This is a genomic window from Oceanobacillus senegalensis (genome assembly GCF_900176885.1).
GTDB classification, from domain to species: Bacteria; Bacillota; Bacilli; order Bacillales; family Amphibacillaceae; genus Oceanobacillus; species Oceanobacillus senegalensis.
Genome location: NZ_LT839648.1, coordinates 1,922,174 through 1,948,613, shown reverse-complemented (window position 1 = coordinate 1,948,613; position 26,440 = coordinate 1,922,174). Strand labels below are relative to the sequence as shown.

General features: G+C 34.4%; 31 protein-coding genes and 1 pseudogene. 15 read left to right on the top strand and 17 right to left on the bottom strand.

What is annotated here, in order from left to right:
• Positions 1-54 precede the first annotated feature (54 nt).
• From CAO17_RS09300 to CAO17_RS09270, 7 genes are all read right to left on the bottom strand, one after another.
• The gene (locus tag CAO17_RS09300) at positions 55-912 is read right to left on the bottom strand and encodes a DUF421 domain-containing protein (protein ID WP_085994446.1); all 858 of its coding nucleotides are present in this window, start codon (positions 910-912) and stop codon (positions 55-57) included.
• Positions 913-936: 24 nt separating this feature from the next.
• Positions 937-1,137: a DUF1657 domain-containing protein gene (locus CAO17_RS09295; RefSeq protein WP_085992548.1), complete on the bottom strand. Its 201-nt coding sequence runs from the start codon at positions 1,135-1,137 to the stop codon at positions 937-939.
• A gap of 26 nt (positions 1,138-1,163) precedes the next feature.
• The gene (gene spoVAE / locus CAO17_RS09290) at positions 1,164-1,514 is read right to left on the bottom strand and encodes a stage V sporulation protein AE (protein ID WP_085992547.1); all 351 of its coding nucleotides are present in this window, start codon (positions 1,512-1,514) and stop codon (positions 1,164-1,166) included.
• Entirely contained in the window at positions 1,514-2,527 is a 1,014-nt protein-coding gene (spoVAD, locus tag CAO17_RS09285) for a stage V sporulation protein AD (protein WP_085992546.1), read from the bottom strand. Before spoVAD ends, spoVAE begins: the two co-directional genes overlap by 1 nt.
• A complete protein-coding gene (spoVAC, locus tag CAO17_RS09280; protein ID WP_085992545.1) occupies positions 2,527-3,006 on the bottom strand; it encodes a stage V sporulation protein AC in 480 nt (159 codons plus the stop codon). Before spoVAC ends, spoVAD begins: the two co-directional genes overlap by 1 nt.
• Positions 3,007-3,066: 60 nt before the next feature.
• Positions 3,067-3,552: a hypothetical protein gene (locus CAO17_RS09275; RefSeq protein ID WP_218775551.1), complete on the bottom strand. Its 486-nt coding sequence runs from the start codon at positions 3,550-3,552 to the stop codon at positions 3,067-3,069.
• A 140-nt stretch (positions 3,553-3,692) separates the two neighbouring features.
• On the bottom strand, positions 3,693-3,896 hold the full coding sequence (locus tag CAO17_RS09270; protein WP_085992543.1) for a DUF1657 domain-containing protein: 204 nt from the start codon (positions 3,894-3,896) through the stop codon (positions 3,693-3,695).
• 190 nt (positions 3,897-4,086) lie between these two features.
• Here CAO17_RS09270 and CAO17_RS09265 point away from each other — a divergent pair, with 190 nt between their 5' ends.
• Positions 4,087-4,533, top strand: coding sequence for a hypothetical protein (locus tag CAO17_RS09265; RefSeq protein ID WP_085992542.1), 447 nt, complete (start codon positions 4,087-4,089; stop codon positions 4,531-4,533).
• A gap of 227 nt (positions 4,534-4,760) precedes the next feature.
• On the opposite strand, the gene nfsA is transcribed toward CAO17_RS09265, so the two are convergent.
• Positions 4,761-5,507 carry an oxygen-insensitive NADPH nitroreductase gene (gene nfsA, locus CAO17_RS09260; protein WP_085992541.1) on the bottom strand — a complete coding sequence of 249 codons (747 nt, stop codon included), beginning with the start codon at positions 5,505-5,507 and terminating at the stop codon, positions 4,761-4,763.
• Positions 5,508-5,515: 8 nt separating this feature from the next.
• Positions 5,516-6,235, bottom strand: coding sequence for a hypothetical protein (locus CAO17_RS09255; RefSeq protein WP_085992540.1), 720 nt, complete (start codon positions 6,233-6,235; stop codon positions 5,516-5,518).
• 173 nt (positions 6,236-6,408) lie between these two features.
• On the opposite strand from CAO17_RS09255, the gene CAO17_RS09250 reads away from it, so the two are divergent.
• Both CAO17_RS09250 and CAO17_RS09245 read left to right on the top strand, forming a co-directional pair.
• Positions 6,409-6,717: a YwpF family protein gene (locus CAO17_RS09250; RefSeq protein WP_085992539.1), complete on the top strand. Its 309-nt coding sequence runs from the start codon at positions 6,409-6,411 to the stop codon at positions 6,715-6,717.
• A gap of 86 nt (positions 6,718-6,803) precedes the next feature.
• Entirely contained in the window at positions 6,804-8,168 is a 1,365-nt protein-coding gene (locus CAO17_RS09245) for a TrkH family potassium uptake protein (protein WP_085992538.1), read from the top strand.
• Between the two features lie 73 nt (positions 8,169-8,241).
• Here CAO17_RS09245 and CAO17_RS09240 read toward each other — a convergent pair whose 3' ends face one another.
• Both CAO17_RS09240 and lepB read right to left on the bottom strand, forming a co-directional pair.
• Positions 8,242-8,358 carry a YjcZ family sporulation protein gene (locus CAO17_RS09240; RefSeq protein WP_085992537.1) on the bottom strand — a complete coding sequence of 39 codons (117 nt, stop codon included), beginning with the start codon at positions 8,356-8,358 and terminating at the stop codon, positions 8,242-8,244.
• 367 nt (positions 8,359-8,725) lie between these two features.
• Positions 8,726-9,265 (bottom strand): signal peptidase I, encoded by a 540-nt coding sequence (gene lepB / locus CAO17_RS09235; RefSeq protein WP_085992536.1) that lies wholly within the window; start codon positions 9,263-9,265, stop codon positions 8,726-8,728.
• 270 nt (positions 9,266-9,535) lie between these two features.
• On the opposite strand from lepB, the gene CAO17_RS09230 reads away from it, so the two are divergent.
• The 3 genes from CAO17_RS09230 (at position 9,536) to CAO17_RS09220 (ending at position 11,131) form a co-directional block, all read left to right on the top strand.
• Complete coding sequence (locus CAO17_RS09230; protein WP_085992535.1) at positions 9,536-9,706, top strand: aspartyl-phosphate phosphatase Spo0E family protein; 171 nt, start codon at positions 9,536-9,538, stop codon at positions 9,704-9,706.
• A 669-nt stretch (positions 9,707-10,375) separates the two neighbouring features.
• Positions 10,376-10,540, top strand: a complete 165-nt coding sequence (locus CAO17_RS09225) for an FbpB family small basic protein (protein ID WP_085992534.1) — start codon at positions 10,376-10,378, stop codon at positions 10,538-10,540.
• Between the two features lie 246 nt (positions 10,541-10,786).
• Positions 10,787-11,131: a hypothetical protein gene (locus CAO17_RS09220; RefSeq protein WP_085992533.1), complete on the top strand. Its 345-nt coding sequence runs from the start codon at positions 10,787-10,789 to the stop codon at positions 11,129-11,131.
• A gap of 111 nt (positions 11,132-11,242) precedes the next feature.
• On the opposite strand, the gene CAO17_RS09215 is transcribed toward CAO17_RS09220, so the two are convergent.
• The 3 genes from CAO17_RS09215 to CAO17_RS09205 form a co-directional block, all read right to left on the bottom strand.
• Positions 11,243-11,722 carry a YkyB family protein gene (locus CAO17_RS09215; protein ID WP_085992532.1) on the bottom strand — a complete coding sequence of 160 codons (480 nt, stop codon included), beginning with the start codon at positions 11,720-11,722 and terminating at the stop codon, positions 11,243-11,245.
• Positions 11,723-11,891: 169 nt separating this feature from the next.
• A complete protein-coding gene (locus CAO17_RS09210) occupies positions 11,892-12,464 on the bottom strand; it encodes an SCO family protein (RefSeq protein WP_085992531.1) in 573 nt (190 codons plus the stop codon).
• A gap of 124 nt (positions 12,465-12,588) precedes the next feature.
• Positions 12,589-13,440: a metallophosphoesterase gene (locus CAO17_RS09205; RefSeq protein WP_085992530.1), complete on the bottom strand. Its 852-nt coding sequence runs from the start codon at positions 13,438-13,440 to the stop codon at positions 12,589-12,591.
• A 501-nt stretch (positions 13,441-13,941) separates the two neighbouring features.
• On the opposite strand from CAO17_RS09205, the gene cbpB reads away from it, so the two are divergent.
• The 3 genes from cbpB to CAO17_RS09190 all read left to right on the top strand — a co-directional run bounded on the left by cbpB (position 13,942) and on the right by CAO17_RS09190 (position 15,712).
• The gene (gene cbpB, locus CAO17_RS09200; RefSeq protein ID WP_085992529.1) at positions 13,942-14,397 is read left to right on the top strand and encodes a cyclic-di-AMP-binding protein CbpB; all 456 of its coding nucleotides are present in this window, start codon (positions 13,942-13,944) and stop codon (positions 14,395-14,397) included.
• A gap of 277 nt (positions 14,398-14,674) precedes the next feature.
• Entirely contained in the window at positions 14,675-14,917 is a 243-nt protein-coding gene (locus tag CAO17_RS09195; protein ID WP_085992528.1) for a YkuS family protein, read from the top strand.
• 126 nt (positions 14,918-15,043) lie between these two features.
• Entirely contained in the window at positions 15,044-15,712 is a 669-nt protein-coding gene (locus CAO17_RS09190; RefSeq protein ID WP_085992527.1) for a potassium channel family protein, read from the top strand.
• Positions 15,713-15,913: 201 nt separating this feature from the next.
• On the opposite strand, the gene rnjA is transcribed toward CAO17_RS09190, so the two are convergent.
• The 3 genes from rnjA to def all read right to left on the bottom strand — a co-directional run bounded on the left by rnjA (position 15,914) and on the right by def (position 18,917).
• Positions 15,914-17,581: a ribonuclease J1 gene (rnjA, locus tag CAO17_RS09185; protein ID WP_085992526.1), complete on the bottom strand. Its 1,668-nt coding sequence runs from the start codon at positions 17,579-17,581 to the stop codon at positions 15,914-15,916.
• Between the two features lie 3 nt (positions 17,582-17,584).
• Positions 17,585-17,800, bottom strand: a complete 216-nt coding sequence (locus CAO17_RS09180) for a DNA-dependent RNA polymerase subunit epsilon (RefSeq protein WP_085992525.1) — start codon at positions 17,798-17,800, stop codon at positions 17,585-17,587.
• Positions 17,801-18,365: 565 nt separating this feature from the next.
• Positions 18,366-18,917 carry a peptide deformylase gene (gene def / locus CAO17_RS09175; protein WP_085992524.1) on the bottom strand — a complete coding sequence of 184 codons (552 nt, stop codon included), beginning with the start codon at positions 18,915-18,917 and terminating at the stop codon, positions 18,366-18,368.
• Between the two features lie 258 nt (positions 18,918-19,175).
• Between def and CAO17_RS09170 the strand changes: the two are divergent.
• The 6 genes and pseudogenes from CAO17_RS09170 to CAO17_RS09145 all read left to right on the top strand — a co-directional run bounded on the left by CAO17_RS09170 (position 19,176) and on the right by CAO17_RS09145 (position 26,389).
• A pseudogene (locus CAO17_RS09170) lies at positions 19,176-19,810 on the top strand (YkyA family protein).
• Between the two features lie 466 nt (positions 19,811-20,276).
• Complete coding sequence (gene pdhA, locus CAO17_RS09165; RefSeq protein WP_179152021.1) at positions 20,277-21,329, top strand: pyruvate dehydrogenase (acetyl-transferring) E1 component subunit alpha; 1,053 nt, start codon at positions 20,277-20,279, stop codon at positions 21,327-21,329.
• A gap of 3 nt (positions 21,330-21,332) precedes the next feature.
• Positions 21,333-22,310, top strand: a complete 978-nt coding sequence (locus tag CAO17_RS09160; protein ID WP_085992522.1) for an alpha-ketoacid dehydrogenase subunit beta — start codon at positions 21,333-21,335, stop codon at positions 22,308-22,310.
• 19 nt (positions 22,311-22,329) lie between these two features.
• Complete coding sequence (locus tag CAO17_RS09155; RefSeq protein WP_085992521.1) at positions 22,330-23,598, top strand: dihydrolipoamide acetyltransferase family protein; 1,269 nt, start codon at positions 22,330-22,332, stop codon at positions 23,596-23,598.
• 3 nt (positions 23,599-23,601) lie between these two features.
• Positions 23,602-25,008: a dihydrolipoyl dehydrogenase gene (gene lpdA, locus CAO17_RS09150; RefSeq protein ID WP_085992520.1), complete on the top strand. Its 1,407-nt coding sequence runs from the start codon at positions 23,602-23,604 to the stop codon at positions 25,006-25,008.
• Positions 25,009-25,168: 160 nt separating this feature from the next.
• Positions 25,169-26,389, top strand: a complete 1,221-nt coding sequence (locus CAO17_RS09145) for an ISL3 family transposase (RefSeq protein WP_085991018.1) — start codon at positions 25,169-25,171, stop codon at positions 26,387-26,389.
• Positions 26,390-26,440: the final 51 nt, after the last annotated feature.

The following is a 26,440-nucleotide window of genomic DNA, read 5'->3' as shown; positions in this document are numbered from 1 at the left end:
GGAAAGATTAATATATTGGAATAGGGGCGGTCCATATAGGTACGGGACTGCCCTCTAAGATAAATATGCTTCAATTTTGTTTATAGCGGTTTCTAGTTTTTTACTGTTTCTTTCATATATAGCTTTGGATTGCTGATTTTCTGTCGACAGTGCAAATAACTCTAGATCTGCCTGGCATTTTTTCATGGTTGCTAATAGTAGTGGTTTTTCGGTAGGAGAAGGAACAGTAATACTATCATCAAATAAATCGACATATAGCTGTCCATCTGTATCAGCCTGACCTAGAAACACATTTTCTATGCTAACATTTAGTTTTTCTAATTCCGTTTCAAGCCAATTTATATTTAAGTTTAGGTTTGATAATGATTCATGAATGACCTTGCCATCCATTATGACTGTTTGTGGTTCTTTTTGTGGCGCTAATGTGATTCCTAAATCTTTTGCTGTTAATGGACGATTTTCTCTTTTTGGTAATACTGTTAGAGTACCATTTGGTTCAAGTAAGGCAAATTCAACATCAGATGCTAAGAAAACATCTTTTTCACGTAATTTTTCAAGTAAATCATCCGTAGAATAGCCTTCTTTTTTAAGGTTATCTTCCATCACTTTCCCGTCTTGAATAAAAACGGTACTTTTACCCTCCGTAAAATCACGGAACACTTTGCTTTTTAAGTTAATTTTTTCAATCATAAATGGAATAATAAACCAAATAAACAAAGCTAGAATTCCGTGAAAAATATTTGCTTGAGGGTCAAAGGTATGGATGGCTACAATTCCCCCTAATACAACTCCGGTAATGTATTCAAAAACATTCATTTGAGATAGTTGTTTTGCACCAAGTATTTTGGTGAATGTAAATAGGACAACTATGAGCACAAGTGATTTAATGATCACTATAACCCAATCTGGCATAGGATCCATATCCTTTCCTTGAATTTATTTATATTGAGACTCCTCTCGGGATAGGAAGATGACTTGTTTCCCTAAATCATCTTTTATGTCCGCAATGATTTGTTGGACTTCCTTAAAAGCCTCTTGAGCTTTCACATGCTGAGCCTTGTTACCTAAGGTTTCAAGGCTTGCTTCAATATTTTTTATTGAAGCATAACAGCCTTTTACTTGAGATCCGACCGTCATATTTCGATTCTCCTTTGATTTAGAAATTAACCTTTTGGCTTGAAGAGAAGGGCTCCAATAACACCAAATACGATAGCAGCAGAAATACCTGAACTGGTTACTTCGAACATACCTGTTACAACACCAATAATCCCATGCTGCTCCGCTTCCTGCATAGCACCATGAACTAAATTATTGCCAAAGCTAGTTATGGGGACAGTCGCTCCTGCACCAGCAAAGTCGATTAAAGGTTCATATAGGCCAAATCCATCTAAAATGGCACCTAAAATAACCAAGGTTGTTAGAGTGTGGGCAGGACTTAGCTTGAAAACATCAAACATAATTTGACCGATAACACATATTATCCCACCTACAACAAATGCCCAGAAAAAAATCATCAATTATCACTTCCTGATTCTATCGATACTGCATGTGCAATACCTGGAATGGAATCGCCTTGATTGACACTAAGCGGTGATTGCAGGGACCCTGTTGCAGCAATAAGGATTCGTTTAATCTTCCCATGTTTCATTAAGTTTAGAAAATGTCCATATGTTACCACTGCTGAGCAGGCAGCCCCACTTGCTCCAGCTAATACTGGCTGTTCTTTCCGATAGATAGTTAGACCACAATCCAAATATTTATCTGGAGGAATATTAATGCCACGTTTATGAAGAAGGTCAAGGGAAACTTCTCTACCGACATGGGCAAGGTCACCGGTGATAATCAAATCATAGTATGAATGATCAATATTTCTTTCTTTTAAATGTGCTTCTATGGTATCAACAGCTGCTGGTGCCATTGCTCCACCCATATTAAATGGGTCTGTCATTCCCATATCGACAACTTTTCCGATCGTTGCTGATGTTATCATTGGACCTTCCCCTTCTTTGGCAACCAATGCACAGCCAGCACCAGTTACTGTCCATTGAGCAGTTGGTGGTTTTTGTCCCCCGTATTCAGTTGGGTAACGAAATTGCTTTTCAGTTGCTGCATTATGACTGGATGCCCCGCTTAAGATATAATTTGCGCCATTCCCATTAATAATAGCCGCAGATAATGCGAGGCTCTCCATAGATGTTGCACAGGCATTAAATAACCCAAAATAGGGGAGCCCCAAGGTTCTAGCTGCGTATGTGGTTGGGGTGATCTGATTGATTAAATCCCCACTAATGAAAAAATCAACTTGCTCCTTTTGAATAGGACTTTTCTTAACAGCAACCTGGCACGCTTCCTCCATCATTATTTGTTGCGCTTTTTCAAATGATTCTTGTTTAAGCCACATATCATCATGAAGAATGTCAAAATCCCTGGGTATATTACCATTTGCTTCAAATGGACCACCTACAGTTCCGGTAGAAAGAATTACTGGCTTTTTGTCAAAAACCCATGTTTGATGTCCCTGTAACATTATAATCCACCCCATTGAATCAGAATGGTTTTTATTAATGCAACAACAAATGCAGAAAAGACCCCATAAACAATAACCGGTCCTGCTACTTTAAACATACTGCCCCCAACACCAAGAATATAGCCTTCTGTCTTGTGTTCGATTGCAGAAGAAATGACAGCATTTCCAAATCCTGTAACAGGAACAGCAGTACCTGCACCTGCAAATTGCCCAAGGTGATCGTATACTCCCAAACCTGTTAAAATCATAGTAAAAAATATTAAAGTAGCAACAGTAGGGTTTCCTGCAGTTTGTTCTGTAAAATTGAAAAAGTATATATAGAAGGTGGTTATTGCCTGTCCTATTAAACAAATGGAACCACCAATAAGAAAAGCTTTTAGGCAATTTTTTAATACCGGTCGCTTAACCTCTCGTTGCTGTTGAAAGCTTTGATATTCTTGTGCTTGAGGTGGCAAATTTTTCTTTTTTTCATCTGACATGCTGGCTCACTCTTTCTTATTAATTTAAAATAATAATTAATAAAAGATTTGATTAAAGTTCTATGCATTATCTTTTGATAATTTTGTAATTCGATCAATTTCCTTTCCTAATTTTGTTGGTTTTATGGATTTAGTTTGAATCCTATCCTCCAGTTTATCTAGTTCTAAATAGATTTTTTTATCAGTCGTTAACTCAATATGGAAATTTTTTAAGTTCTTCTTAAGTTCTTTTGTTAAATCCTTTTTAATTTTTTTTAGTTGAAAGCGTTTGTTATGTTTAACCTTTACTGCAACGATTATATTTTTTGATGTATTTGCTGCTTTAATACCCAAGATTTCATCATGTTTTTTTAAAATTTTTTTCACTTCATTCGAAGGCTCTTGGTCAATTAATTTATTTGCAGATATATTTTTAACTTCGATGGTTGAATCATTCGGTTGCTCAGTAGCAGTTCCATTTCCACATCCAATAAGAAACAGACAAATAAAAATCGTGAAAAGAATTTTATTATTCCCCATCATTTCCCTCATTTCCTTCTTACTCATAAGAAAGTATAAGTTTATCTGGTTAAAGTTGAAGCATTAAAATTTTGCTTCTTGACGACTGTCGCATTATTCACTATGGGAGGTTGGATTTCCAACCTCCTCCAATTTGTTAGGAATGAAACTTTTTCAGTTGAAAAAATTTACTGTTTATATTGAGGTTCTTCTTGTTCTATTTGTTGCATTCTTGGTTCAACACTATCAACAATTGCTTGAGCTTGTTGTGCGGCATTTTGGTACATCTGTTTTGCTTGTTTGTTTTCAGTTTCTAGAGCGAATTGTTCAAAGCTCGCTTGAGCACTTTTCAGACCAGCGATGGTTTGTTTCACTTGTGTAGCAACAGTCAAACTGAACTCCTCCTTCAATTAAATACTTTCTATATAAGTTTTTGATGATGGAAGAAGAAATATACTTTCTATAATTTTCCTTAGTATTAATTACTTAGAATCTAAATGTTAAATAAGGGAAGAAATAGTTGAAACATTTCAAGGGTCTATTTCGTCTTAATAGTAGGGGAATTATCGGGAGGAATTTAGAATGAAAAGACAATTATTTTTCGCTTTTGTTATTTTAGGTGTGGGTATCACTGGTTATTTTATTTTTCATTCGACTTATGGAAAAGGCGTAACTTTAGAGGAAGAAAAAGCAATTGATAAGAAGTTTGAAGACTTTATATTACATATGAAAGTAGAGCAGGCACCACGTGGAATATATGTACATCAATCCCTTCAATATGTTGGGAGAAACCCAATTGAAATAAAACACCAAACCCCATTAATTTCTGTATCCTTAGATAACCAAAATCATGACTTTACTGGTAGTTTAGTCACTAGAGAGCTTCATCGTGGAAATATTTACTATCAAGATACGATATCACTTCCAAGAAAACAGAGAGGGGAGTGTAATTTATATATAAAAGCGAGATTTATTGCAAATGGTGAGATTGTTGATATCCAGCATGTTGAAAATTTAATGTTTAATTAAAGGAATCAGAGTGTCGTACTCTGATTTTTTTATCGCGGGTTATACCCCCACCTTAAAAATGAAGGAAACATTCATCATTTTAGGTGAGGGAGGGCCTTTTTCATACCCTTGAGGTATAAACTTCCCTTAGAAGCCCGATTCGTTCGGGCCCTACAGGACATAGGTCTAGAGGAAGTGTTGCAATGGGCGTTGTGGCTTTAGCCTTGTTCCTATGTTTCAGATACACTTTATCTTTTATTTATATTTTTACTATGGACGAAAGGAGTAACGTCCATACGAAGAGATGTCGTGTATTTTCTCATCATTTGTTCTTTCCATGTATCTATTCGTTTATTACTAGAACGACTTTGATAATATTCTTTTAGCTCTTCATCAAATTTCGACAGTAATGGTAATTGTTTATCATCATTAGCGTATTTATTTTTATGATAGATTACATCAAATGGTAAACGGGGTTTAATGTTTGGTTGTTGATCAGGATATCCAACAGCTAATCCAAAGTATGGAATGACATGGTCCGGAAGCTCTAGAATTTCGCTCACCTTATATATATTATTCCTAATACTACCAAGATAGCAGGTTCCTAATCCCATTGATTCAGCGGCAATCGTTAAGTTTTGGGCTGCTAATGCTGCGTCAATCGTTGCGACTATGAATTGTTCAGTGCTTTCAATACTATCATTCATTTGTTGTTTTTCTTCTTCAGATGCAATAATACGTACACGATGAAGGTCTCCACAAAAAATAAATAAATGTCCGTTATTTGTTACATGAGGATGTCCTGATATTTCCTTTAATTGTTCCTTTATTCTGATTTCATTTACTCCAATAATGGTGTATGCCATAACATAACTAGAAGTTGGAGCTTGTTGTGCTGCTTTTACTAGCGTATGTATTTGTTCATCTGTCAATCTTTTATCTTTAAATTTTCGGATAGACCGGTGGTTTAAAATTGTTTCTATTGTTTGATTCATGATTTAATCTACTCCTTTACATGTAAAATCGTCGTTTGTTGTATCGTCTTATTTTCTATATCTTTGTTTTCCTTTGTAGGCTGACTATCCGTGTCTGAAACCTTAATGGATAAGCTACTTTCGTCCAGCCATTCCACTTCTTTATACGGCCAATGATAATTTAAAATATCAGAATTACCTGTGTTTGTTTGTAATAATAGTGGTGACCATCCTTTTATATCAAAAGCAATAAGGTGATGACCAGACTGTAGGTTGTCTGAAGATCTGCTGAATTCGATTATGAATTTTGTTTGATCTGGCGATGGAATTACGTTTTCATATCTAGCCAAATCTGCTACAAGATAGGAACGTTTATCCTTATTTTGACTTAATAAAAGATAGGAACATAGTTCTTTTTTACAGGAAAATTCTAATAAGTAAATAGGTTGTTCGGTAATTGGTAATTTTTCAAGTTTCATCTCTTCTACAGCTGATTTTCGATGTTTAACTGCTGTTAGATATTGACTTAAAATGGGTATTGCTTGAACATCAACTCTTACATGATCTTTCTCAACCTGAAACTCTATAAATTCTTTATATTCATCTTCTATCGTTTCCTCTTGGATAGTGGGTTCTTTGGAAGAGGTAGCATTATTATCGGCTTTCTGAATGACCGGCTGATTTGAATTGTTTGAACAACCAACGGAAATAACTAAAAGAAAAGAGAAGATAAAGAAATACTTTGTCATCCGGAACGCTCCTTATAATTTTAAGGTTTATTTCGATTATACATTAATTTCAGAAATTATGTTAGGTTATTGTGTTTTAAGGGTTTAATGTATTTTGTATATTCGATTCATTGTAAGTATGTAAGGTTTATTGTAGACTCTAGGTACTATAATAGAAAATAGGGGGATAGAGGATGAAAACATTTAAATTAAAATTATTAAAGGTATTGAATGCTGGAGATAAAGAAATAAATTTTCCTTTATTGGATGGTCTAATTATAAATCAGGAAGATGAATTGGATCAAAACCGATGGGCTATAGAAGCATATTTAGAAAAGGAGCATAAGGTATTTTTTGAAAAGTGGGGAGAAAAGGAAATATCTCTTCTAGTAAAGATAACAAGGGTAGAGAATGAACCTGTTGTTTTTAGAGCAAATATAATAAGTGTAAATGATATCGGTGAAAACATTAATGTATTATTTAAAGGGGAAATGATTCGATAACCAAATAAATCATCTAATTATCTATTTTTAGCACTTATGGTAAAATTATATACTATATATCGACTTTTTAACTTTAGGAGTACAATATGAAATTATACCATTCAAAAATTAATTGGATAAACAAACTATCTCCGGTTCAAATTTTAATTGTCTTTTATATGTTAGCCGTAGCCTTAGCAACAATCCTTCTTGCATTACCAATTTCGCATAAGGATGGAGTGGAATTTGCTTTTATTGATATATTATTCACAGCTGTTAGTGCAGTCAGTGTAACGGGCTTAAGTACGGTTTCCATTGTAGATACATTAAGTACAACAGGATATATTATTTTGGCAGTAATACTTCAAATTGGTGCAGTTGGAATAATGGCTATTGGTACACTAATATGGCTTTTGATTGGGAAAAAGATTGGTTTAAAAGAACGTCGATTAATTATGACGGATCAAAACCAAACCAGTTTCCAAGGAATGGTTCATCTAGTTAAACAAATTATTTATGTCCTTTTAGTGATAGAACTGATTGGATTTCTTGTTTTAGGGACTTATTTTTTACAGTTTTACCCGACCGCGGAGGAAGCGTATTTACATGGGTTATTTGGAACTATCAGCGCAATCTCTAATGGGGGATTTGATATTACAGGATCTTCTCTTAGACCATTTCATCATGATTACTTTGTACAATTTATTAATATTTTGTTAATCGTATTTGGTGCAATAGGATTTCCTGTTTTAATCGAAGCCAAAGAATACATATTTGCGAAAAGCGATGAGAGAAATACACAGCGATTTAGTTTATTTACGAAGGTTACAACATTTACTTTTTTTATTTTAGTAGTAGTAGGTGCCTTCGGAATTTACCTGCTTGATTTTAACTACTTTTTTGCTGGAAAAAACTGGCATGAATCACTTTTTTATTCTTTATTCCAATCTGTTACTACGAGAAGTGGAGGACTCTCCACGATGGACGTTGGTTTACTAACAGAGGAAAATCATCTATTTATGTCCTTCCTAATGTTTATTGGGGCTTCCCCAAGTAGTGCAGGAGGGGGAATTCGTACAACAACATTTGCTCTTGTTGTCATTTATGTCCTTTCCTATGCCCGTGGAGTAAAAAACATACGTATCTTTAATCGAGAAGTATATGAAGGGGATATAGCTAAAGCTGTAACCGTCACATTTATGGCAGGAATTATTATCTTTCTTTCTGTATTGGTCATCCTTAAGTTAGAGCCATTTTCATTTATGGAAGTGCTTTTTGAGGTAACGTCTGCATTCGGAACAGTAGGGTTGTCGCTAGGAATAACTGGTGATTTGACCACGTTAAGCAAGGTGATTTTAATGATGCTTATGTTTATAGGTAGGGTAGGGATTTTAACATTCTTGTTAATGTTCGAAAGAAAGAAGAAAAGTGGAGATGTACATTATCCAAAAGAAAAAATCATTATTGGATAAACGCTTGTAATCAATTTTTGAAAATAAATAGCTTGTGCTATCAAAGCCGATAGCACAAGCTATTTGCCTTTATTTAGCAATAAAAAGCTGCGCCTACAATGATTAAAAGAATGAAAAGTACTACGATTAAAGCAAAGTTGTTGCCATAACCATAGCCACCGCCGTATCCATAGCCTCCACAATAGCCCATAATTTCACCTCCCAAAAGGATTCACTAATACAATATGTATTATTTTGGAAAGTGTTTGGACATTTTCACTAGTTTTTATCATTTTTACATGATGAATAGAACCAACTAAAATTTAGGTCCTTTATTCAAGTGGTGATATATAAATACTTTTTTTATATGTAGGGATGTTATATGATAAAAGAGAGGAATATTTGGAGATAAGATTATTTGTAGTTTTCTTGAAAGGGGTGTGACATCAGTGGACGTTGTATTCGGAATTGTTTGTTTTGGAATATTAGCATTAAATATTGGCTATAGTGTATTAGATAGTGAGAAGTAATTCATGGATATAAAACAAGGGGGAAGCCCAATGACTTTCCTCCTTGTTTTATTGAGTTCTTTCCCATTCACTTAATGGATAGATAATTACCTCCGATTTCCCGATAATTTCACTTTCTTGTATTAAACCAAGTCCATTTCTACTATCTTTGCTTATAGCACGATTATCTCCCATAACGAAGTATTGTTCGTCTGGAACAGTAACAGGTCCAAAATTATTAGTTTGTAATTTAGCTTCCTCTGTTAAAAATGTTTGAATATACTTTTCACCGTTTATAAATAACTCACCGTTTACAATTTCAATAGTTTCTCCAGGAAGACCAATCACTCTTTTAACGTAATTTTTGGTTGGTCTCTGAATGATAACAATATCACCACGTTCAGGTTCATCAAGTAAGTAAACTAATTTATTAAAAATAACTCTTTCTCCATTTTCAAGTGTTGGATCCATGCTTTCTCCTTGAACAATAGAGGTGGCAAAGATAAATGTTCGTAGTAAAAATGCAATTACTATAGCAATAATAATTGCTTTTCCCCATTCTAGCCATTCGTTTTTCTTTTTTGTTTCTGTATCCGCCAAAAAAGACATCCCTTCCCATAAGAATATATATTTATAGTAGCATAGTCAGTCATAGGAATCGACCATTATTTTTTCGCATCAAATTTTAAATAATTTACTGAATAAATTAAATTGATAGAAAAGCTTGTCAATGAATTTTCCATATGCTACATTATTAAAGGAATGTTGAAAAATGGAAGTACCTTTTGAAGATAGACGTGTGGCAATTGCGTATAATGAATGTGACATATAAATAATACATTATTCCCTTTATAAAAAGGAGGCTTTAAAAACAAGATAATGACTGCTTCTGAAAATCTGTTGATAAAAATAGAATTAGTACGGAAAAAAATGACTAAGGTTGCTCTGGAGAAAGGGTATTCTGATTCAGAATCCGTTGCAATTAGTCAAGAGTTAGATAGACTATTAAACCTTTACGATAGCTTAAAGGGTAAAGATGATTTGGAATAAATATATGGGATATTAGTTAACTTCTAATCAAGCTCGTCTTCGGAAATGAATATTTATTTAAATGCATAGGATAATCGCATGTAGGTTTGCCCAAAAGTTAGAATGTCTTTCAGGAACTAATGTTTTTTTCCACTATGCTCTAACTAAAACCCTTATACCATGTAAAATCATGTCGGAAATTAAGAAAAATAAGAAATGTTCCCTCTAGTATTGTAAAACTAGCCCCATTTGGAAACGGTGTTTCAAAATCCTTTCATTCCATTTTGTAGAATGCTGATGAAACAAATCCATTGGTAAAGCATTAAAATAATGCATTAACATATATATTATTTTGCTTTATCAAAAATTCCAATTGGGGCTATTTTATACTACCATTTTGGTTTTATTATTCGGAAAATTCTATGAATTTTGTCCACTTTCATTTGACATACTCCATATATAGTTCTTTAGTAGATAAATGATATGCACAAAAATTCACTTTTAATTGGATTTATCCTACCATTTATGTCATTATGCATGATTTATTTATCCCTTTTTTAATAACGTGATTGTTTTGAAATAACCACCTTTTTACGAATTATAGAATTTTACTAAAATGTTCAAATAATTTTGTCTAAAAGTCGAAAAATAGGGTATAATGGTAGTAGAACATAATAAGGAGTGTAACTTATGAGACCAAAGACATTAAATTTCGAACAATTAGTAAAACAAAATAAGCAAGAATTATTAAAGGATGAAATGAGTATAAAGCAAATAGAATTACGTTTAGAAAAGAAACATAATAAATATTTGCTACAAAAAAAACGTTCTGATTCTGATAAATTAAACGTCTAGGAACAATCTATAAATCTGTGCACTTAATTTAAGAGGGAAGCAGAAATAAGAATTTCTTATTTTCGCTTCCCTCTTTTATTGGAATTTAGGTGATTCACTTTACCGCACATACATCTTGATGATTGCAACTGTCTTTCTCTCTTCTAAGTAAGTTATAATAGATGTCAGAATATTTGTTAGAAGAATCGTATAGATTAGGGGATGGATGGTAAAAATGATGGTAAAGATGAAAAGGAGGGGGAGAGAATGGAAAATACCATCTATAGTTTTATTAAAGTATCCCATTTAAATGCACTTGGTTTAGAAACTGAGCAGGTTTATTTTCTGATGTTTTCCTTAGGGGCGATTATTACTTATCTTATTGTTCATCCTGTAATCAGTTGGTTTATAGAATTGAAATCTGCAAAATTATTAAGCTATGTAGTCAGTAGCATGCTTGTGATTATTGTTTTATTTATTAATGCCATGTATATGGAAGGAATCGCATCTATCCTATTTAATTTGCTTGATACCATGTTACAAGTATTAGGATGGTTCGGTATAATACTTATATTGTACTATTGTGTACGTAAGTTTATGGGGAAGATCTAAAAGATGGAGGGAGTCTATCATCTTTGGTACAAAAAAAGCATAGACAGTGCCTAAGCTTTTTTAATCCAAGTTTACCAAAAAATGTTCATTTTATGATAGTAGGTATAAATATTAATATTTTCTCCTTGACTTACGAGTTGGCGGCCATTCCATTTTCCCTAGGGAAGAAGGGGTGTAATACCTAGAAGTATATCTTCTTTTTATGGAGCTTTGTTTTTTTTCAGGTCTCCAATCAATATATTGGTAAACGATACTTTTTGCTTTTGATAAAGACATCTTTGTTTGAGGATTCCGATAATTTTGGTCAAGTGACCCTAAATGCTCAAGTTCTTTGAAGTCTTCTTTAGTTGGGGGAATATGGAAATAATATTTGTCTACTTTTACCAATAATGTGGAGTGTTGATTACTAAACTTTGGGTGATCAGAAAAATGTAATCCCACTTTTTTAGCTCGTTTTTCCTTTAATAATTTATTAATGGTTTCTTTCTTAATAAAGTATAGATGTTTAGGTTGTGGAGCAGTTTTAGCGTGACGATTAATCGTATATAGGGCTCTAGCAAGGTCCGCTATGAAGTCTTTCTGTTGTTCCATAAAAGTGTCCTCCTTTCATCAAAGTGAAGTAATATCAATTCTATCGTATCGTAAAGCTTGTCTATAAGCAAGAGAAAAACAGAATAGATGTCGTTAAATTGAGATAGAGAATACTAGAATGAGGAGGAAAAATGCCCTTCATCTATGTAGACGAAGGACGATGTTATAGTTAATTCAATTGTTTTAAATCGGATACAATAGAATCGAGTTGATTCGAATCAACTCCACTATAATTTTTAATAACTTCACCTTCAGGACTTACTAAAAAGAAACTTGTTCCATGGGATACCTGATCGTCACCCTCTGGTGCTGCGGCAACGAAGTTTTTAAAGGATTTAATTGACAATTCCTTAATCGTTTCAAAGTCATAACCCGTTAGAAAAGTCCAATTAGAAAAATCTGCATTATAGCTTTCTCCGTATTGTTTTAATACTTCAGGTGTATCATTTTCAGGGTCAACAGAGAATGATACCAAATGAACATCTATATTTTCCTCGTTCAATTTAGACTGTAAGGTTGCCATATTCGAAGTCATGGGTAGGCAAACTGTTGTACAATTTGTGAAGATAAAGTCAGCAATCCACCATTCTCCTTCTAAATCGCTTAGACTAAATTGTTCATTGTCCTGTGTTGTAAATGTAAAATCACTAACTTCTTCTGACATCGTTGTATCGATAGGATATCCACCACATGCTGTTAAAAAAAGAATCAAACTTAAGAGAATAAGTGGTAAGTACTTCATTCCATCACTCCTTTCATTATGGATACTATGTATAATAATAGTATACCATTTTACGTATGGAATGAAATGAAAGAATATTGACTTTGCTGTGAACAAAAAAGGCTATAGGAGGTAACCTATTCGATCATGTCGATTGAAGTATATATTCATGGATTTCTGGTGTACAAAGGAAACGGTATGGAAGACGAGTTGTTCCAATCCCTCTATTTACATAAAGTGTAAAGGTTTCATTCCGTAGTTGGTATTTTCCCTGAACATATTTTTCAGCATAACTTGGTGTATACAAGTGTCCAATCAAGGGAAGACGTACCTGTCCTCCGTGACTGTGACCGGATAATTGTACATCGACGGTAGAGTTTACAGTTTCATCTGCAAAATCTGGTTCATGAGCTAATAAAATGGTAAATAATTCCTTATTCGCCTGATGTAATGTTTTTTGTAAATTTGGTTTACCTAACATGACATCATCAATTCCAGCTAGGATAAATCGGCCTGATTCTTTTTCAATAATAGAATGATTATTTTGCAATAAAACAAAACCAGCTTTTTCCATTGTATTTCGGATGATATCTGTTCCATATCCCCCATGATCATGATTACCATATATCCAGTATTTGCCATACGGTGCATTTAACAATGATAATTTGTTCTGAACTTTGGACAAATTATTATATTGATTAGGTTTATCAATTAGATCTCCGGTAAAAACAATCAGATCAGGGTTTAGTGCATTGATTTTATTAATTAGTTGATGAAGTTGTTCAAGGGAATAGTGAAAACCAATGTGTGTATCCGAAAATTGAACAATTTTAAAGTTATTAAAGGTGGAGGGGATTTTTTTAGAAGTAATTACTTCTTGTTGAGTGTGGAGCATGGAAGGTTCGATATCCTTTGCATAATAATATCCACCACCACTTAGCCCCAGGACAGCTAATAAACCTCCAACCCCTTGTTTTAAAAAGGTGCGTCGATTCATAAAAACAAACCTTTCCCGTAATCAGTGTTATATATCTATATTTAGATAAAATCTTTCATACTTTTCTGTTTTGTTGCATATATTGTATAGGATGTAATAAGCCATGTTAATGGCAATGGTTATATTTTATACGAATAAAGAAAGCGTGTCATCTCATAACACGCTAATAAAATTTCATTTAAGTATGGGTTCATGTTTAGATAAGCTTTATGGAGGCTTATGATTCATTGATGTCAAAAATCTTCTCTGTGTGGCGGTACGTTTGACTACCTGTTTATTAATAGGTTCAATATACGTCCACACTATAATGATATGTTAGCATATGTTCGTATTATAACAATAGTGTGCATTAATTAATCAATTAAAATCTATAGGGTGCCTATATAGGGAGTTACATTCACCCTTAATGTTTCTTTTGTTAGATTATGATAAAATATATATATAGGTAGAGACAACGTGTACATTTGAAGATGTTTATCATGATTAAAAGGGGAGTTTAATATGAGTATGATTCAAGAAGAAAGAAGCCTTTCAGAGATACTTGTAAATGAGTTGATGATTCCCTCTGAAAAAGTTGCTCATGTTCAAGTAAACAACCCGTTAGAACATGCTTTACTAGTTCTGGTTAAATCAGGTTACGCTGCTGTACCGGTTTTAGATTCTGAGTATAAATTAGCAGGAATTATTGGGAAAACAGTAATTTTGAATCAAATATTAGGTATGGAGCGATTTGAAACAGAGAAACTTTCAGAATTACGTGTCAAGGATGTTATGAATACTAGTATACCTAGACTATCAAAGGAAAATAACTTATTAGATGGGTTAAACGCAATGATTGACCATGCTTTTGTATGTGTTGTTGACGAACAAAGTTATTTTGATGGAATTCTTACAAGAAGATCAATTTTAAAAAAGTTGAAAAAAGAAATTTATACCTCAAAGCTATTTAAAAGATAATTGGTCCTCCAAAATGAGAAATAGTTTATCGCAGGTTAAGGGGGCACTCAACCCCCCACCTCAAAAATGGAGGAATAACGAATCCTTAGGAGGGGCAAAAATTGCCCCCTGAAAGCCCGATTCGTTCATCTAACAATTTGAAGATTCAATTTATGTTTACTTTGTAAATTACTATAGCTAAGTATTGTAAAGTACTCCGTCCGGAAATTTGTATATTTTAAACAAAACTGGTGAAACTACATATGTAGAATTTTCATATGTAGAGGAGGAAATACGTATGGCACGTATTGGTGTTGAAGGAACACTTTCGGATGTAAAAGCAGCGTTAATGGAAATGGGACATGAAGTTGTTGACCTTCGTTCTGAGGCTGATGCTAGTGGATGTGATTGCTGCATCATTTCCGGACAGGATAAAGATGTAATGGGCATGGCTGATACAACTATAGAAGGTTCTGTCATTAATGCTCGTGGTTATCAAGCACAAGATATAGTACAAATGGTTAATGATAAATTATCATAAAGAGGATATCTAAAACAGTGGCATTAAAACAGATTCGGAATACCGAATCTGTTTTTTGCTGAATGGTTTATGGTAGAATAATTTACATAGTAATAACATTCTACATCATTGTCGGAGGAAATTTTTATGAAAAAGAAGGAATTTGCCGTAATTGGATTGGGGCGTTTTGGTGGAAGTGTTTGTAAAGAGTTGAGTGAAGAGGGGATGCCTGTATTAGCGATTGATAATGATGAAGATAAGGTAAATGAATTTAAAAACATTGCGTCGCATGCGGTTATTCTTGATTCTACGGATGAGGATTCATTAAAGGAAATCGGAATATCTAATTTCGAACATGTCATCGTGGCGATTGGGGAAAATATACAAGCAAGTATCCTGACAACGGTAATATTAAAGGACTTAGGAGTTACTACGGTTACAGTCAAGGCACAGAATGATTATCATGAAAAAATATTAAATAAAATTGGTGCAGATCAGGTTGTTCATCCAGAACGAGATATGGGAAAAAGATTAGCTCATAACTTTATATCAAATAATATATTAGATTATTTAGAGTTATCGGAGGAACATAGCATTGCTGAAGTGAAGGTTGGTCACAAGATGATAGGAAAGTCATTAGCTGAATTGGATATCCGAGCAAACTATGGATGTAATGTGGTAGCTATTAAAAAAGGGAAGGATATTAATGTTTCGCCACAGGCGGATATTGCGTTAAAACCAGATGATATTTTAATCGTTATTGGAGCAGATATTGATTTATCACGATTTGAGAAACGTTTAGTAATTGATGACTAATATAGCAAAATAAGGCTGATGTCCTGTGTAGTAGAATATAGAATCCCCATACATATAATATAATTGTTCTAATAGCACGTAACTGGCTGGACGGTAATCAACACCTCAGAACTCAAGTTGTGTCGTATTACTAACAACGTGGAATGAACAAATAAAGAGCAATTTAAAAGGCATTGTAGTTTCATCTACAATGCCTTTTAATTATACTTCCATGATAATCGGTAGAACCATTGGTCTACGTTTTGTTTTTTCATATAAGAAAGGTGCAATGGTATCCGTAATTTCATTCTTAATTTCAGACCATTGACTGGTTTTTCTCTCCATAACCTTTTCCAAGTGTTTGGAAACTAATTTTTGCGCATCATTTATAAGATCTTCAGATTCTCTCATATATACGAAGCCTCGAGAGATAATATCTGGACCTGCAGCAACTTTGAATTCCTTCATATTTATGCTAACAACCACAATTACTAGTCCTTCTTCAGATAGGATTCTTCTATCTCGTAGCACGATATTTCCGATGTCACCAATTCCACTTCCATCAACATAAATCGAGCCAGATGGAATTTTTCCTGCTACAGAGGCACTATCTTTGCCCAATGCCAGAACATCGCCATTGTCCATTGTGAAACAATTATCTAATTCAACATCACAGGCAGTAGCTAGTTTAATGTGTTCTTTTAACATGCGGTATTCACCATGAATAGGCATGAAATATTTCGGCTTCATCAAACGTAGCATAAGCTTTTGTTCTTCTTGACTACCATGTCCAGATGTATGAATATTGTTTAATTTACCATGAATTACATCTGCTCCGGCACGATATAGTTTATTTATTGTTCGTGAAACACTTACTGTATTTCCAGGGATTGGAGAAGAGGAAAATACAACAGTGTCACCAGGTATTAATTGAATTTGTCTATGTGTACCATTTGCAATTCGGGAAAGAGCAGCCATTGACTCTCCTTGTGAACCAGTACATAAGATGGTTACCTCATCTGCTGGTAAGCGATTAATTTGGTTTGCTTCAATAAACGTTTCTTTCGGTACTTGAATATAACCCAATTCCTGACCTAGATTGATTGCTGATTCCATACTACGACCAAATACTGCAACTTTCCGATTATGCTTAACGGCAGTTTCAACTACTTGTTGTAGGCGGTATATATTAGATGCGAAGGTGGCGAAAATTAATCTTCCATCCACACGATTAAAGATTTCATTAATACTGTCACCTACAACTCTTTCAGACATTGTAAACCCTGGGACCTCACTATTTGTACTGTCAGATAGTAAGCAGAGTACACCTTCCTTACCGATTTCAGCCATTTTCGTTAAATTAGCAGGTTCACCAACAGGTGTGAAATCAAATTTAAAATCACCTGTGTGAACAATATTTCCAGGAGGTGTTTTGACAACAATGCCAAATGCATCTGGAATACTGTGAGTAGTCCGGAAAAATGTTACAGACGTTTTACGGAATTTTATTACATCATCTTCTTGAATAATATTTAATTTTGCATTTCTTAATAATCCATGTTCTTCTAATTTATTTCGAATTAATCCAATTGCTAATTTCCCAGCATAAATAGGTACGTTTATCTCACGTAGGAGATATGGTATTCCACCAATGTGATCCTCATGTCCATGTGTTATGAATAATCCTTTTATTTTATCTTGGTTTTGAACGAGGTAGGTGTAATCAGGAATTACATAGTCAATTCCAAGGAGTTCATCCTCTGGGAATTTAATTCCAGCATCTATAATAATGATTTCATCCTGGAATTGGACGGCATACATATTTTTACCGATTTCACCTAATCCGCCTAGTGCATATACTGCAGTTTGATCATTTTTTACAAATTTCATCGGCTAGGCGTTCTCCACTTTAAATTTTTCGGATTGTTTTTCGTAATCTAAGTGTGCTGAGTCTAACTGCTGGATGTATTCGATATTTATGTTATAGCCTTTATCAATTAAAACTTGACGTACTTCGCGTACGGTTTCTGCTTCTACGTACAAACATTTTGTCCGCTCGCGTACAGGAATCTCATCTGGTATTTCTTGGTATAAAATTTTAAAAATCATTTTTATTCTCTCCTTACTTCATTCATTTCTAATTAACATTTAAAGATGTGTATTATAATTTTCCGTTCTGTAATTCCATGACTATAGGTTAACCTGCTGTTACAATGCTGAAATGCTTCTCCATGTATAATGGGCGTAAATATAGCATTTATGATTGGTCAGTTTTAATGGTAGTCCTTCTCAAAAGTAGTAGGTACACGTCCTTCTTTTCCTAAAAATTCTTTCCAACGTTTCTTTAGCTTTTCTTTTAGGCGTTTAAGCATAATGACGCACATCTCCTTTCAAAGATTCAAGAAAAGCGCTAAAAACTTCTACCGTTCCAATCCCTCTTATTCTATAGTATAGTATGTTTCTAGAAATATTGAAATAAAAATCTCTTATTTATGGAAAAAAATAGTTATTAATACTTAAGAGTTCTTTTCTATTCTTAGGTTTTACAAAGGTACAATAATTATGCATTTTTATATATGTAGTAGAAAAGGTGAAATAATTTATCTACGAATAATGCAACAAGAATACAAAGCAAAAAGAAAAAGTGCCCTAATAGGACACTTGAAATTGGGAACTATTCAATAGAAACCGAATCTTCTGGTACTTTAAATGGAAATTCCTTGTTGATACGATCATAAAACATAACTCCATTTAGATGATCTATTTCATGTTGAAAAACGATGGAAGGGTAACCTTTTAGACGTAATTTAACAGAGTTTCCTTCTATATCTGTAGCTTTTACCGTAATTCTGCGATGGCGTGGTACATAGCCCTCAACAGTACGGTCTACAGATAAGCAGCCTTCTCCACCAGCTAAATAGGCCCCCTCAATAGAATGACTTATGATTTTTGGGTTAACCAAACCATAGCTATATAGCTTCCCATCAACATCTTCAAAATGAATAGCAATTAGACGTTTTTCAATTCCAAGCTGTGGAGCAGCAAGGCCAACACCTGCTCTTAAACCATATTTTTTAGCCATTTTCTCATCCTGGCTATTTTTTAAAAATGTGAGCATTTTTTTTAAGAGCTGTTTTTCCTCATCGCTTATAGGAAGGGAAACTTCTTCTGCTACCTTCTTTAAAGAAGGATGGCCTTCACGTACAATATCTTTCATTGTAATCATTTTATATACTCCTTTAATTTAGAAATTAATATTGGAAAACAATAAAAATATTTATCGTCATATATCATATCAATAAATTATTCTAACATAACTACATAAAATAAATCATATATTTGTTATTGGGACAAACTAATACTAAGAAAGAAAAGTATTATTAATGGGATAATGTAAAAGATATTAACTATATAGTGTACGGTTAGAGGAGGGAAGTACGTGTATATTCGAAGAAGGGCACTTTTATTGTTTATATTTTTATGCATGTGTACCTATTTAGGTGCATGTATCGGCGAAACCACCGAGGAAAAGATACATAAGCATTTAGAAAAAGCAGTAAAATTAGAAGAGGATTTTGAAGAACAGCAAAGTGAAATTACTAAATTGGAAATAAAAGAACAAGAAATTTATAAACAAATTATTGACTTAGGGATGGATGAATTTGAAAAAATAGTAAATTTATCTGAACAAGCTATCGAAATAATTGACGAACGATCCGATTTAATGGCTCTAGAAAAGGAAAGTATTCTTAAATCTAAAGAGGAGTTTCAAAACATAGAAAAACTTATAACAAATATTGAAGATAAGAATGTTCGCAGTAAAGTAGAAGAAATGTATAGGGTTATGAATAATAGGTATTCAACGTATGAAAAATTAAACAATTCTTATGTTACTTCGTTACAATTGGAAAAAAATTATATGAAATGTTACAAAGAGAGGATTTAAAACAGGAGGAATTAACAGATCATATTAATAAAATAAACGATAGTTATCAAAAAGTACTAGATGCAAATAAAGAGTTTAATCAATATACGGTAGAATATAACGAATTAAAAAAAGAGTTTTATCAGGCCGCAGGGTTAGAGGTTACTTTTGATGAAAACCCTCCTTCAGATTAATAAATAGTAATGAAATAATTTGAGAAAAGGCAAATTACCTATGTAATTTGACCTTTTTTTATTTTTTTATGTTTCATAAATTTCCGATTACTGTTACATATATGTAAACGCTGTTATAATTCTGTGTTATACATGGTGGTGGTAGTACTACAACAGATTGTAATGATTAGAGAAACCCAATTAAACTAAGGAAATAAAATAAAACAAAGTCATTGACCTTTAATTTAAAATGGTATATATTGTTTTTAGTTAATGATTGTACCAATAAAAATTGTGTTAATTAATATAACAGAGATACATAATTTATGATTCCTTTGTTTGAATTACAATAAAATGGGTACAAGAATTATAAATTATAAGTACAGTTTTTCCGATTTTGGGAAAAGCTAATAAGTGAAAATAAAATTTTAGCTAAGAAAGGAAGAGGTGAACTATTTTGAAACACGTATTAGAAAGTGTTGAAAGTATGTTCGAAACGTTCCAAATCCTTAATGAGGATGGGGAAATTGTTAATAAAGATGCTATGCCTGAGCTTTCAGATGATCAGTTGAAGGAATTAATGCGTCGTATGGTATATACACGTATATTAGATCAACGTTCCATTGCGTTGAACCGTCAAGGCCGTTTAGGATTCTATGCGCCAACAGCAGGACAAGAAGCTTCTCAGCTTGGAAGTCAGTTCGCGCTTGAAAAAGATGATTTTCTATTACCGGGATACCGTGATGTTCCTCAGCTAATTTGGCAGGGGCTACCACTATATCAAGCATTCTTATTCTCAAAAGGTCATTTCCACGGAAATCAAATGCCTGAAGACCTACAGGCATTAAGCCCGCAAATTATTATTGGTGCACAATACGTACAAACTGCTGGTGTTGCTTTAGGTATGAAGAAGCGTGGAGCGAAAACTGTAGCGGTTACGTATACAGGTGATGGTGGTACTTCACAAGGTGATTTCTATGAAGGGATTAACTTTGCAGGAGCTTATAAAGCACCAGCAATTTTTGTTGTACAAAATAATGGTTTTGCTATCTCTGTACCACGTGAATTACAAACTAATGCAAAAACATTAGCTCAAAAAGCCGTAGCTGCAGGTATTGAGGGAATTCAAGTAGATGGTATGGACGTATTAGCGGTATATGCTGCTACTAAACATGCTCGTGATCGTGCGGTAGCTGGTGAAGGGCCAACATTAATTGAAACATTAACATATCGTTATGGACCACATACTATGTCTGGTGATGATCCAACTCGCTATCGTTCAGAGGAAATGGATAATGAATGGGAGAAAAAAGACCCATTAGTACGTTTCCGTAAGTTCTTAGAAAGTAAGAAATTATGGTCAGAAGAAGAAGAGAATCAGGTTATTGAAGAAGCAAAAGAAGATATTAAACAAGCAATTAAAGATGCAGAAAAATATCCAAAACAAAAAGTAACAGACTTAATTGGAAATATGTTTGAAGAACTTCCAAGTCACCTACAGGAGCAAATGGAAGAATACAAAGAGAAGGAGTCGAAATAAAACATGGCACAAATGACAATGATCCAAGCGATTACGGATGCAATGCGCACGGAATTAAAAAATGATGAAAATGTCCTTGTCTTTGGTGAAGATGTTGGTAAAAATGGTGGGGTATTCCGTGCTACAGAAGGATTACAAGATGAATTCGGTGAGGATCGAGTATTTGATACACCGTTAGCTGAGTCTGGTATTGGCGGTTTATCAATTGGTCTAGCAACTCAAGGCTTTCGTCCAGTTCCTGAAATTCAATTCTTTGGTTTCGTATATGAAGTAATGGACTCCATTAGTGGACAAATGGCTCGTATGCGTTATCGTTCAGGTGGAAGATGGCATATGCCAATTACTGTACGTTCACCATTTGGTGGTGGCGTTCATACACCAGAATTGCATGCCGATTCACTAGAAGGTCTTGTGGCACAACAACCTGGACTTAAAGTGGTAATTCCCTCAACACCATATGAAGCAAAAGGTTTATTAATTTCAGCAATTCGCGATAATGATCCAGTTATATTCTTAGAACATATGAAGCTTTACCGTTCATTCCGTGAAGAAGTACCGGAGGAAGAATATACAGTTGAAATAGGAAAAGCTGATGTAAAACGAGAAGGAACAGATGTCACATTAATTTCTTATGGTGCAATGGTTCATTCATGTCTAAAAGCAGCAGAAGAAATGGAGAAAGATGGTATCTCAGCTGAAGTAATAGACCTTCGTACAGTTTCTCCGATTGATATAGACACAATCATTGAATCTGTTAAGAAAACAAATCGAGCAGTTGTCGTACAGGAGGCTCAGAAACAAGCTGGTATTGCTGCAAATGTTGTATCAGAAATTCAAGAAAGAGCTATTCTTCATCTAGAAGCACCGGTACTGCGCGTGACAGCGCCTGATACTGTATACGCATTTTCTGATGCTGAAGAAGTTTGGCTTCCAAATCATAAAGACATCGTAGAAAAAGTAAACACAGTAATGAATTTCTAAAATTAGGAGGTACAATATAATGGCATTCGAATTTAAATTCCCAGATATCGGGGAAGGAATTGCAGAAGGCGAAATTGTAAAATGGTTCTATAAAGAAGGAGACGAAGTCAAAGAGGACGACGTACTTTGTGAAGTGCAAAATGATAAAGCAGTTGTTGAGATACCTTCACCAGTAGATGGCACGGTTAAAAAAATCCATGTAGGAGAAGGGGAAGTAGCGACTGTAGGTGATGTTTTTATAACATTTGATGCGGAAGGTTATGAATCAGAAGAAACGGAATCTACAGAAGAGGATCCAAAAGAAGAAGTTGCAGATAAATCAGAAGCAAAAACAGAATCTACTGCAGCTGATACAGCGGATAATGGTAAACGAGTTATTGCTATGCCATCCGTTAGAAAATATGCTCGTGAAAATAATGTGAATATTACTGAGGTCAGTGGCTCAGGTAAAAATGGACGTATTCTTAAAGAAGATATTGATGCCTTCGTGAATGGTGGGCAGGCTTCAGCGGCAGATACTGCACAATCCGCAAATGCTATTAAAGAAGAAGAGCCGAAGAAACCTTATGTACCTGCTGGAGAAGAATTCCCAGAAACAAGAGAGAAAATGTCTGGTATTCGTAAGGCAATTGCTAATGCGATGGTTAATTCGAAACGAACAGCTCCTCACGTTACATTAATGGATGAAGTAGATGTAACAGAATTAGTAGCACATCGTAAGAAATTTAAACAAGTTGGTTTAGATCAAGGTATTAAATTGACTTATTTACCTTATGTTGTAAAAGCATTAGTTTCTGCATTGAAACAATATCCAATTCTAAATAGTTCTATTGACGATGCAACAGATGAGATTGTACAAAAACATTACTATAATATTGGTATTGCTGCCGACACGGATAAAGGATTATTAGTTCCTGTTGTTAAAAATGCGGATAGAAAATCTATTTTTGGAATTTCTCAGGAAATTAATGAATTGGCAGATAAAGCAAGAAATGGTAAACTAGCACCTGATGAGATGAAAGGAGCTTCATGCACAATTTCTAACATCGGCTCTGCTGGCGGACAATGGTTTACCCCTGTCATTAACCATCCAGAAGCAGCAATCTTAGGTATTGGTCGTATTGCTGAAAAACCGGTTGTAAAAGATGGGGAAGTAACGATTGCTCCAGTACTTGCCGTTTCATTAAGCTTTGATCACCGCATTGTTGACGGTGCAACAGCTCAAATGGCTCTAAATCAAATCAAACGATTATTAAATGATCCACAATTAATTATGATGGAGGCGTAAGTAATGGTAGTAGGAGATTTTCCAGTAGAAGTAGATACTCTTGTTGTTGGAGCAGGACCTGGTGGCTATGTTGCTGCAATCCGTGCTGCGCAATTGGGACAAAAAGTTACAATCGTCGATAAAGGTGCGCTTGGAGGCGTATGTCTAAACGTTGGATGTATTCCTTCAAAAGCTTTAATTCAAGCTGGACACATGGTTGAGGGTGCACATGGAAGTGAAGATATCGGCATTACAACCAAAGAAGTGTCTGTGGACTTTGATAAAGTTCAGGCATGGAAAGGTTCAGTAGTTAATAAGCTTACATCAGGTGTTGAGGGACTTCTTAAAGGAAATAAAGTTGACATTGTAAAAGGTGAAGCATACTTTGTCGATGCCAATACAGCAAAAATCATGGATGAGAAAAATTCTCAAACCTATAAATTCAATAACTGTATTATCGCTACAGGTTCTACACCGATTGAAATTCCAACTTTCAAATTCTCTGATCGTGTTCTAGACTCGACTGGAGCATTAAATTTGAAAGAAATTCCTAAAAAACTAGTTGTAATTGGTGCTGGATATGTTGGAACAGAACTAGGGACTGCTTATGCTAACTTTGGTACAGAGGTTACATTCCTAGAAGGTGCAAAAGATATTTTAGGCGGATTTGAAAAATCGATGACTCAATTAGTTAAAAAAGGTCTGAAGAAAAAAGGCGCTACAGTGATTACAGAAGCAATGGCTAAAGGCGTGGAAGAAACAAAAGATGGTGTAAAAGTTTCATATGAAGTAAAAGGGAAAGAAGAAATAATTGAGGCGGATTATGTCTTAGTAACTGTAGGCCGTCGTCCAAACACAAGTGAAATTGGTTTGGAACAAGTGGGTATCGAATTAGATGAAAAAGGTCTTATTAAAGTTGATAAACAATCCCGTACAACTGTGAAGAACATCTATGCTATTGGTGATATTGTACCAGGTGCTCCATTAGCGCATAAAGCTTCTTATGAAGGTAAGATTGCTGCAGAAGCAATTAGCGGTGAAAAATCTGAAGTTGATTATATTGGTATTCCTGCTGTTGCTTTCGTTGAGCCAGAATTGGCTATGGTTGGTCTTACTGAAGCACAAGCAAAAGAAGAAGGCTATGACGTGAAGGTTGGTAAGTTCCCATTCGCGGCAAATGGCCGTGCATTATCCTTAAATAATACAGACGGTTTCTTAAAACTTATTACTCGTAAAGAGGATGGATTAATTCTAGGAGGTCAAATCGCTGGACCAAACGCTAGTGATATGATTTCTGAAATTGGACTAGCTGTTGAAGCTGGTATGACTGCAGAAGACTTAGCACTTACTATTCATGCTCATCCAACATTAGGTGAAATTACAATGGAGGCAGCAGAAGTAGCGTTAGGTTCTCCAATTCATATAATGTAATTTAAATTAAGAAGATAACCCAAGAGTCATCTGGGTTATCTTCTTTATTATGGCTCTAAAATATATGTTGGGGTTTTAGTAAAATTTAAGCATAAAAAAACACGCAAGCTCCTATATCCTTTAAACTTGAATTGACGAGAAACAAGTGGATAGGAGTTGCGTGTATATGTATTTTAACATGAAATTACCTGGATTAGAAGAAATGAAAATAACGAAAACAGAGGAGATAGAGGGATCCTTTCATATTCATGTTCAGTTGCCAAAAAAACCTCATAAATGCCCTTCTTGTGGGGAGATAACAGAGCGTATTCATGATTATCGAGTGCAAAAAATTCAGCATTTAAAATTGTTTGAACGTAGAACCTATATTTTTTATCGTAAGCGTCGTTATAGGTGTGAGTGTGGAAAGAGGTTTGTAGAAAACAATAATATTGTCTATCGTTATCAGCGACATACGGTGGAATGGAATCAGGCGTTAGGTTTTCGAGTGATAAAGGGGAAGAATTTCAAGGATACTGCTGCCCAATTTCATACGTCATCCAATACAGCTATGCGACGTTTTGATAACGTATCAGCTGGTAAATTACGTGAGGTTAAAGCTCTGCCACGGGTAATAGCGATCGATGAATATAAGGGCGATACAAATAAAGGTAAATATCAAACCATTATCGGTAATGGTGAGACAGGTGAGCCTTTGGATATTCTTCCTGATCGGTCCGTAAAAACGGTGAAAAAGTATCTACAGGAAAAGGGAGAAAAAGTAGAAATAGTCATTATGGATATGAGTCATAGCTTTAAATCAGCTGTTCAACAAGCATTGGGGAATCCTATTATTATAGCGGATCGATTTCATTTCTGTCGTTATATTTATTGGGCACTCGAACGTGTGCGAAGACGAGTTCAAAAAGAATTCCACCCTTATGATCGTAAAAAGTGCAAGCGAATGAAGCATGTATTTTATAAGCATTATGAAGCCCTTAGCGCAAAACAACATTGGTACTTAGAAAGATATTTAGGGTTATCAGAAGATTTGAGAACAGCTTATGGGTTAAAAGAATCTTATCGAACTTGGTTTGAAGAAGCAAAGAAAATAGGAAAAGATAATATGAAAGAGGTTAAAGAAGGGCTGTATCAGTTTTATACGCAAGTAAAAGATGCGGGTTTAGAGGAATTTGAAAAAGCGATACAGACGCTACAAAATTGGCAACCTGAAATATTGAACAGCTTTGCCTTTGGGTATAGTAATGGGTTTATTGAAGGATTGAATAATCAAACAAAGGTTATCAAGAGAAATGCCTTTGGATTCAAGAGATATGATCGATTGAGATTAAGGGTATTATTACACCATCAATTTAAATCCGTAGCCAATTCAATAGGTTAAAGGGGTAGGAGCTAATAGCCCCACCCCAACATTTGACTTAGAACCTTTATT

Excerpts from the sequence above, each read along its gene's own strand:
- CAO17_RS09300 (WP_085994446.1), bottom strand. The coding sequence starts at position 912 with ATGCCAGATTGGGTTATAGTGATCATTAAATCACTTGTGCTCATAGTT.
- CAO17_RS09295 (WP_085992548.1), bottom strand. The coding sequence starts at position 1,137 with ATGACGGTCGGATCTCAAGTAAAAGGCTGTTATGCTTCAATAAAAAAT.
- spoVAE (WP_085992547.1), bottom strand. The coding sequence starts at position 1,514 with ATGATTTTTTTCTGGGCATTTGTTGTAGGTGGGATAATATGTGTTATC.
- spoVAD (WP_085992546.1), bottom strand. The coding sequence starts at position 2,527 with ATGTTACAGGGACATCAAACATGGGTTTTTGACAAAAAGCCAGTAATT.
- spoVAC (WP_085992545.1), bottom strand. The coding sequence starts at position 3,006 with ATGTCAGATGAAAAAAAGAAAAATTTGCCACCTCAAGCACAAGAATAT.
- CAO17_RS09275 (WP_218775551.1), bottom strand. The coding sequence starts at position 3,552 with ATGAGTAAGAAGGAAATGAGGGAAATGATGGGGAATAATAAAATTCTT.
- CAO17_RS09265 (WP_085992542.1), top strand. The coding sequence starts at position 4,087 with ATGAAAAGACAATTATTTTTCGCTTTTGTTATTTTAGGTGTGGGTATC.
- nfsA (WP_085992541.1), bottom strand. The coding sequence starts at position 5,507 with ATGAATCAAACAATAGAAACAATTTTAAACCACCGGTCTATCCGAAAA.
- CAO17_RS09255 (WP_085992540.1), bottom strand. The coding sequence starts at position 6,235 with ATGACAAAGTATTTCTTTATCTTCTCTTTTCTTTTAGTTATTTCCGTT.
- CAO17_RS09250 (WP_085992539.1), top strand. The coding sequence starts at position 6,409 with ATGAAAACATTTAAATTAAAATTATTAAAGGTATTGAATGCTGGAGAT.
- CAO17_RS09245 (WP_085992538.1), top strand. The coding sequence starts at position 6,804 with ATGAAATTATACCATTCAAAAATTAATTGGATAAACAAACTATCTCCG.
- CAO17_RS09240 (WP_085992537.1), bottom strand. The coding sequence starts at position 8,358 with ATGGGCTATTGTGGAGGCTATGGATACGGCGGTGGCTATGGTTATGGC.
- lepB (WP_085992536.1), bottom strand. The coding sequence starts at position 9,265 with ATGTCTTTTTTGGCGGATACAGAAACAAAAAAGAAAAACGAATGGCTA.
- CAO17_RS09230 (WP_085992535.1), top strand. The coding sequence starts at position 9,536 with ATGACTGCTTCTGAAAATCTGTTGATAAAAATAGAATTAGTACGGAAA.
- CAO17_RS09225 (WP_085992534.1), top strand. The coding sequence starts at position 10,376 with ATGAGACCAAAGACATTAAATTTCGAACAATTAGTAAAACAAAATAAG.
- CAO17_RS09220 (WP_085992533.1), top strand. The coding sequence starts at position 10,787 with ATGGAAAATACCATCTATAGTTTTATTAAAGTATCCCATTTAAATGCA.
- CAO17_RS09215 (WP_085992532.1), bottom strand. The coding sequence starts at position 11,722 with ATGGAACAACAGAAAGACTTCATAGCGGACCTTGCTAGAGCCCTATAT.
- CAO17_RS09210 (WP_085992531.1), bottom strand. The coding sequence starts at position 12,464 with ATGAAGTACTTACCACTTATTCTCTTAAGTTTGATTCTTTTTTTAACA.
- CAO17_RS09205 (WP_085992530.1), bottom strand. The coding sequence starts at position 13,440 with ATGAATCGACGCACCTTTTTAAAACAAGGGGTTGGAGGTTTATTAGCT.
- cbpB (WP_085992529.1), top strand. The coding sequence starts at position 13,942 with ATGAGTATGATTCAAGAAGAAAGAAGCCTTTCAGAGATACTTGTAAAT.
- CAO17_RS09195 (WP_085992528.1), top strand. The coding sequence starts at position 14,675 with ATGGCACGTATTGGTGTTGAAGGAACACTTTCGGATGTAAAAGCAGCG.
- CAO17_RS09190 (WP_085992527.1), top strand. The coding sequence starts at position 15,044 with ATGAAAAAGAAGGAATTTGCCGTAATTGGATTGGGGCGTTTTGGTGGA.
- rnjA (WP_085992526.1), bottom strand. The coding sequence starts at position 17,581 with ATGAAATTTGTAAAAAATGATCAAACTGCAGTATATGCACTAGGCGGA.
- CAO17_RS09180 (WP_085992525.1), bottom strand. The coding sequence starts at position 17,800 with ATGATTTTTAAAATTTTATACCAAGAAATACCAGATGAGATTCCTGTA.
- def (WP_085992524.1), bottom strand. The coding sequence starts at position 18,917 with ATGATTACAATGAAAGATATTGTACGTGAAGGCCATCCTTCTTTAAAG.
- pdhA (WP_179152021.1), top strand. The coding sequence starts at position 20,277 with ATGTTCGAAACGTTCCAAATCCTTAATGAGGATGGGGAAATTGTTAAT.
- CAO17_RS09160 (WP_085992522.1), top strand. The coding sequence starts at position 21,333 with ATGGCACAAATGACAATGATCCAAGCGATTACGGATGCAATGCGCACG.
- CAO17_RS09155 (WP_085992521.1), top strand. The coding sequence starts at position 22,330 with ATGGCATTCGAATTTAAATTCCCAGATATCGGGGAAGGAATTGCAGAA.
- lpdA (WP_085992520.1), top strand. The coding sequence starts at position 23,602 with ATGGTAGTAGGAGATTTTCCAGTAGAAGTAGATACTCTTGTTGTTGGA.